The 6,136-nt window shown below is 64.1% G+C and carries 8 protein-coding genes; all 8 read right to left on the bottom strand.

The window, feature by feature from the left end:
* The coding region (locus WAN02_RS26785) for a hypothetical protein (protein WP_422268088.1) at positions 1–181 on the bottom strand (181 nt) is incomplete at its 3' end.
* Positions 147–911: an SDR family NAD(P)-dependent oxidoreductase gene (locus WAN02_RS26780; RefSeq protein ID WP_422268086.1), complete on the bottom strand. Its 765-nt coding sequence runs from the start codon at positions 909–911 to the stop codon at positions 147–149. The genes WAN02_RS26785 and WAN02_RS26780, both read right to left, overlap by 35 nt.
* A 79-nt stretch (positions 912–990) precedes the next feature.
* The gene (locus WAN02_RS26775) at positions 991–1,824 is read right to left on the bottom strand and encodes an SDR family NAD(P)-dependent oxidoreductase (protein ID WP_422268084.1); all 834 of its coding nucleotides are present in this window, start codon (positions 1,822–1,824) and stop codon (positions 991–993) included.
* Between the two features lie 81 nt (positions 1,825–1,905).
* Entirely contained in the window at positions 1,906–3,129 is a 1,224-nt protein-coding gene (locus WAN02_RS26770; protein WP_422268082.1) for a cytochrome P450, read from the bottom strand.
* Between the two features lie 52 nt (positions 3,130–3,181).
* On the bottom strand, positions 3,182–4,315 hold the full coding sequence (locus tag WAN02_RS26765; RefSeq protein WP_422268080.1) for a serine hydrolase domain-containing protein: 1,134 nt from the start codon (positions 4,313–4,315) through the stop codon (positions 3,182–3,184).
* A 36-nt stretch (positions 4,316–4,351) separates the two neighbouring features.
* On the bottom strand, positions 4,352–4,645 hold the full coding sequence (locus WAN02_RS26760) for a Dabb family protein (RefSeq protein WP_422268078.1): 294 nt from the start codon (positions 4,643–4,645) through the stop codon (positions 4,352–4,354).
* A 509-nt stretch (positions 4,646–5,154) separates the two neighbouring features.
* Complete coding sequence (locus tag WAN02_RS26755) at positions 5,155–5,481, bottom strand: 2Fe-2S iron-sulfur cluster-binding protein (protein ID WP_422268076.1); 327 nt, start codon at positions 5,479–5,481, stop codon at positions 5,155–5,157.
* Between the two features lie 139 nt (positions 5,482–5,620).
* Positions 5,621–6,136, bottom strand: a 516-nt coding sequence (locus WAN02_RS26750) for a cytochrome P450 (protein WP_422268074.1), incomplete at its 5' end; no start/stop codon positions are given.

Raw genomic sequence — 6,136 nt, 5'->3', positions numbered from 1 at the left:
GCAGACGGGCGAACACCGGATACGCGTCGTCCGTGTAGAAATTCGGGTCTTCGAACGGGATGAACTGATCGACCTGTGACGTCATGTGCTTCCTCCGGCACTGTGTTGGCCTGTTGGCGATGGACGGCGCTGTGCTCGCGTGGTGGTCATAAGGCCGGCCCCGCGAGCTGACCGCCGTCAATGAAGAACTGTGACCCGGTGGCGAAGCCGCTGTCGTCGGAGGCCAGAAAGGCTGCGGCACCGGCGATCTCTTCGGGTTGCGCAATCCGAGGGATCGGGAATCGAGCGTAGAAGGCGTCCTGGTCGAAGCCATCGAACGCGGGACCCTGACTCATGGGAGTCTCGACCCCCCCGGGGTGCAGGGAATTGACCCTGATCGCCAGCGGGCCCAGTTCCAGGGCCGCGGACTTGGCCAACGACATGTTGGCGGCCTTACTGGCCGCGTAGGAGGCGAACCCGGCAGCCCCGACCATCGATGCGGTCGAGGATACGATGATCACTGAACCGCCGCCGCGTTCACGCATAGCCGGGATCACCGCCTGCAGTCCAAAGACCGCGCCCAGCACATTGACGTCGAAGCTCGTTCGATAGTCGCCGCCGTCGGTGTCCGCAATCGAACTGGCGATCATCACACCAGCGTTATTGACCAGCACATTGGGCGCGCCGAAGGCCTCGCGGCATTGCGCGACAATGTTTTTCCAGGACGCGCGGTCGCGGACGTCGAGCGTCTCGAAGTGCATGTGCTCCCGGTCGGTGCCATCGGTCTCTGGGCGCGCGAGATCACCGATCATCACGCGCGCACCCTCGGCGGCGAAGCGCTCGGCGATCGCTCGTCCGATGCCACGGGACCCGCCGCTGACGATTGCGATCTTGTCCGCAAGTCGCGTGCAGTTGTCCCTTGATGCCGCCATCGTCAACTCGATTCCGCCGGCGTGGCCGACCGGGCACAACCATCGCCGCCGCGATCCTGCGCGAGGTTGGTCACCGCGGTCATCGCTGCTGTGCGGTCGGCGGCGTGACGGTTCCGGCCCGGTTCAAGAACAGCTCGCCTCCGCCGTCTGCCATGATCGCCTGGCCGTTGACGAAGGATGCCTCATCCGAGCACAAGAACAGGTGCAGATAGGCCACCTCGATGGGGTCGCAAATCACGCGGCGTGCGCCCTCGATCTTGCCGGTGCGGCGGGTGTTTCGCGCCTTCTCGAGTTCTTGTTCGTCATATCTGTAGGACTCGTCGATGTTGGTCAGCATCCGGCCCGGGCACACGCAGTTGACCCGGATGTTGTCATCGGCGAGCTCGGCGGCGAAGTGCTTGGTGAGGCTGACAGCTGCCTGCTTGGAGGCGCTGTAGGCGCCCAGCTTGGCCCCACCCAAGGTGCTCAGACCGGCGATCGAGGCGCTGGAAGTCATTGCGCCACCCCCGGCGCGGCGGATCGCGGGTGCGGCGTATTTGAAGGAGCGCCACAGGCCGGCCGCGTTGACCTGCATCACCTCGTCGAACTCGTCTTCGGTGACGTCTTCGAGTTGCTTACGTGAAGCCGCGCCGCCGATTCCGGCGTTGGCGACCATGATGTGCACGTGCCCGAAGCTGGCTTCGGCGGTGTCCACCAGGGATTTGACGTGATCGGCGTTGCGCACATCGGTGACCTGGAATACGGCCTTGCCGCCGTCGGCCTCGATCCGCTTGACCACCTCAGCGCCGCGGTGCTCGTGGATGTCGCCGAGCGCGACCGCGGCTCCCTCCTGCGCGAACAGCCGTGCGGTGGCCTCCCCCAATCCTGATGCGCCGCCGGTGATGATTGCGACCTTGCCCTCAAGCCTGCCCATGAGTTGCTTCTCCTTCGTTTCGGTGTGATGAACTCGCGGCCATCCGCCGCTGACCCTGGCGCGCCCCATGGGCCCTGCGGTTCATTCCCGCTGCGCCGTGAACAGGACGTGAACCGGGGTGGTGAGCTTGAAGATGGAACCCTCCAATCCGGGCCGGGGGGCATCCGGATCCAGCCGCAGGTCCTCGAGCCGATTAACGATTCTCGAGACGCCCTCTTGCAGTTCGACTCTGGCCAAAGGTGAGCCCGCGCAGGCGCCGATTCCGACGCTGAAAGCCAAATGCTGTCGGGGGTTTTTGCGTTCCAAGTTGATTTCGTCGGGATCGTCGAATCTGGCGGCGTCGCGGTTTCCCGACGCGATGACCGCGGCGACCTTGTCACCGCGGTGCACCTGCGCCCCGTCGAGGTCACTGTCGCGCTGGCAGATGCGATTGCGGAAATGCACTGTGCCGACCAGGCGCAGCGCCTCTTCAACGAAAGCCCCGAGGGTCCGCGCGTCGGCGCGACGGACCTTTTGCAACATTCCCGGTGTAGCGAGTATCAGGTGCAGCGCGTTAACCATCGACGTGCGGGTGGTGTCGCTGCCGCCGGCGAAAAACGTACGGACGAGTCCATAGCGGGCGTCCTCGGTCCAGCCGTCAAGTGCGTCGTCGCGCCAGACTCGACTGATGATGCTGTCATCGGCGGTCTTCTTGCACTGGTCCATGTATGGGCGCAGTAGCGCGTCCACTTCGTAGGTCGCGGCCAGAGCGATCTCGGCGTGCGGTATCGCGTCCTCAGGTTTGAGGTAGACGATGCCTTTGTAATGCTCGATCTTGTTGAGGTTGGTGCGTATCGCGGTCATGTAATCGTCGTCGCGCCAAGGCAAGCCCAGTACCCCGGCGATGACACGATCGGAGACACGTTCGGCGTACTCCTGCACCAGCTCGGCGCGCCCGCGGGGGGCGATCTCGTCGATGGTGGCTTCCACCACGTCGGCCACGACGCCGTGGCGGTAGCGTTCGATCTCGCGGGTGTTGAAGATTTCCAACCACCACCGGCGATGCGCCAGCCGTTCTTTGCCGACCAGGCTAAACGGCGAGGCCACAATGCGGCTGTACTTCTCGCTAGGGACAATCTCGGTCGGCAACGGCCTGGCAAAGGTGTCCTCGTCGGTCAACACGTCGCGAACCGCAGCGTAAGTGGCCGCGATCCAGTTCTTCGTCGGCTGCTCCCAGGTGACCGCGTCGCGCGCCCGGGCTTCGGCGTAATAGTCGTACGGGCACTTGTCGACGGTGTCACCCAGATAGTGGATGGCCTCACTCATGTTGCTTGCTCCTCGTTCGCCTTCGATGTGACCGATGGTGGCCGTCACCGCGTCAGCCGACCAATGACCGTGCGTACTCGCCGATCTCGTGAAACGGATGCTCCTCGGGCGGAAGCGGCGGGCAGATCCGAAACATCCGGTTGTGGCAAATCGCCACGGCCAGACCGGTATCCAGATCCGCCCAGGCGATCGATCCGCCGGCGCCGTTGGAGGCCAGCGTGTGAGTCCCGGTGCCGATCACCGGCTCGGCCGGAGGGGTCTCACCGCCAAGCCAGTACCCGCCCACACCGATCCAGGGCAGCTGGTCCAACACGGGGTCGAGCTGATCGGAGTTGGGTCGCGGCGTAGTGCAGGCCATCACCCGTTCTTCGCTGAGGATCCTGTGCCCGTCCAGGCTGCCCTTGCCCGCCAGCATCGCGAAAAGCCGTGCTACCGAGCGCGCATTGGCAATACCGCCAGCGCCGGGAACGACCGCGTCGTAGAGGACCGGGTTGTTCCACAACACTCCGGGTTCGACCGCGGGTGGCATGGCCAGCGCCCGTAACGGTGGCGATTCGGTGCGCAAAGTGCCACTGGTCACCAGTTCAGCGACACGCTCATGTTGGCGACCGTTCATCCCGACATAAAAGTCGTCGATGCCCAGCGGTTCGAGGACGTCTTCCCGGGTGAACTGAGCGAAACCCCGGTGCGCGGGATCGGTGCGACGAACCAGTTCGCCCAGCAGCCACCCGTAACTCAGCGAAGCGTAGGCGCTGCTGCCCACCGGCAGCAATGGTTCCAGCGCGGCAATGCTGTCCACGCACCAGTCCCAGTCCTGCAGGCGCTCAGCGGTGACACCGTCCGGCATCTGAGGCAGACCGGATTGATGGGTCAGCAGTTGACGCACCGTGATGTCCTGCTTACCGTTGGCTTTGAATTCCGGCCAATAAGCCGCCGCTGGGGTGTCGTAGTCCAGCAATCCCCGCTCGGCCTGTAGATGAATCGCGGTGGCGGCCAGACCCTTGGTCACCGAAAAGATCGGAAACAATGTCGTCCCGGTGACCGGAGTGCTGACTGAGTCAGCGTGGCCTATCCAGCCGTCGATGATCAGTTCATCGCCGAGGTAGGCCGCGACCTGCAACCCGCGTTCGCCGCGGTCGATCGCCGTCTGCAGCACCTTCTGCAGTGCCGAACCACCGCGGCTCATCGGTTCAATCTCCGTCGCTGGCAACGACTTTCCTCTCTAGAACGGGAAATCGACGACGGTGCGGCTTGCGACCCCTTGACGGATGAGGTCGACAAGGTCACGGTGCGCCGGATGGTTTTCGTAGATCGCGTAATCATCGGCTGAGTCCAGATCGACGACGATCGCGAAGTCGCTGCTGCCGGAGGTCAGGCCTGCGTCGGCCCCGCAGGCCACCGCACGCACTTCCGGAATGGCCTGCGGCAGGGCGTTGACCTGCTGTGCGAGTTGAGCGCGATATGACTCGTCGGCGTTGGCATTGAAGTTGATCAGCACTGCGTGACGAAATGTCATGTTCTCCTCATTTGCGCTCGGTGCACGGTGGCCGTGCTCAGAAGACCTGCCTGGCCGTGGGTGCGGTGAGTGGCAACGCCAGGCGCGGACGCGCGACCCCGCGGGCGCCTCTTGGCTTTTGGTCACTCCGCGTCCTTTCGCGTATCCACGCTCGCGTAGCACGCAGGTCCAGCGACTCGTCGGCTCGTCCACACGTCGCATTCTGTATACAGTATCCGGTCTACGGATGAGTTGGCAAGGACGCCGCGGAAAGTCGGTCCCCGGACCTGGCCGCCGAGCAACTGTCCACCACCACAACGCCCCGTCGCGGGCGGCAGACTTCGCGGCCGGCCACCTGGTCGGGCTGAATCCTCGACCACATCGATGCGCGGGGCGCGCCCCGAATCGCTTGTCGTGGCGCCCCTGGGAACTCGTGGCCATAAGACTTCAGTGACCATCTTCAACGGCGGCGGTCTTTGCGTGCTGCCAGCCACGGGTCTGACCCGGCGCGGGGTGGTGTCGGCGCCGGGTCAGATCCGCTGGCTAGCAGGAACGTGGACGACAAGCCCGTCAAGTTTGGCAGCACACTTGATTTGGCACGACAGACGGCTGAACTTCGTGGGCTCCTCGGAGGTGGCCTCGAGCATGTCTTCTTCCTCTGCGCTGACCCCAGGCAGCGCGTCAAACCATTCCGGGGCGACGAAGACATGGCATGTCGCACAAGACAAGTCGCCGCCACACTCGCCCACGACCCCGTCGATGAGGTTGTTCACCGCCGCCTGCATCACTGACTCTCCGGGCGCGGCAACGACCTCGTGGCGTTCGCCGCCGACCTTGATGAAAACGATCCGGGGCACAGTAACTCCTTGCCGCGTCATGGCCGATGGCCCTGAATGGTCACCCACGTCGATGGGTACGGGTTCGCTACCGTTCGTGTTGACAGGCTGGGCCGAGCATGCCTCGCGATGGCGAACATGCAGTCCCTCAACCACGCCGTTAGCCGACACGGACGGGCAGCGAAAGTAGTTGGTTGATCAGCGTGCTCCAGCCGCGTTCAGGCTCGCCGTCGAGTTCCAAGGACACACCCCTGCGGTACAGCTGTTCGAACAAGATGCGGGTGTCCATCTTGGCCAGCACATTGCCCACGCAGCGGTGCAATCCACTGCCGAACGCCACACCGTCGCCCGACAGTGTCTTGTCCCGCAGCCGCAACGGATCGAATCGGTGCGGATCGGCAAACACCTCGGGGTCACGATTGCCCGCGATCAACATCAATTGCATGGTGTCGTTACGACGGATGGTCTGTCCATGGAACTCCATGTCGCCGGTGGCCGTGCGCGTGACATTCATCGCCGGTGTGACATAGCGCAGGAATTCATCGACGACGGCGTTGAACTCGCCGGCGTCAAACGCCGCGTCGCAGGTGCGCTGAATGTCTTTGTCCTCCAACAGCATGAGCATGGACTGCCCGATCAACGTGTGGGTCGTCTCGTAGCCGGCGATCAGCAACGC

The organism is Mycobacterium sp., assembly GCF_049281135.1.
Classification (GTDB): domain Bacteria; phylum Actinomycetota; class Actinomycetes; order Mycobacteriales; family Mycobacteriaceae; genus Mycobacterium.
This window is presented reverse-complemented; position numbering and strand designations above follow the sequence as displayed.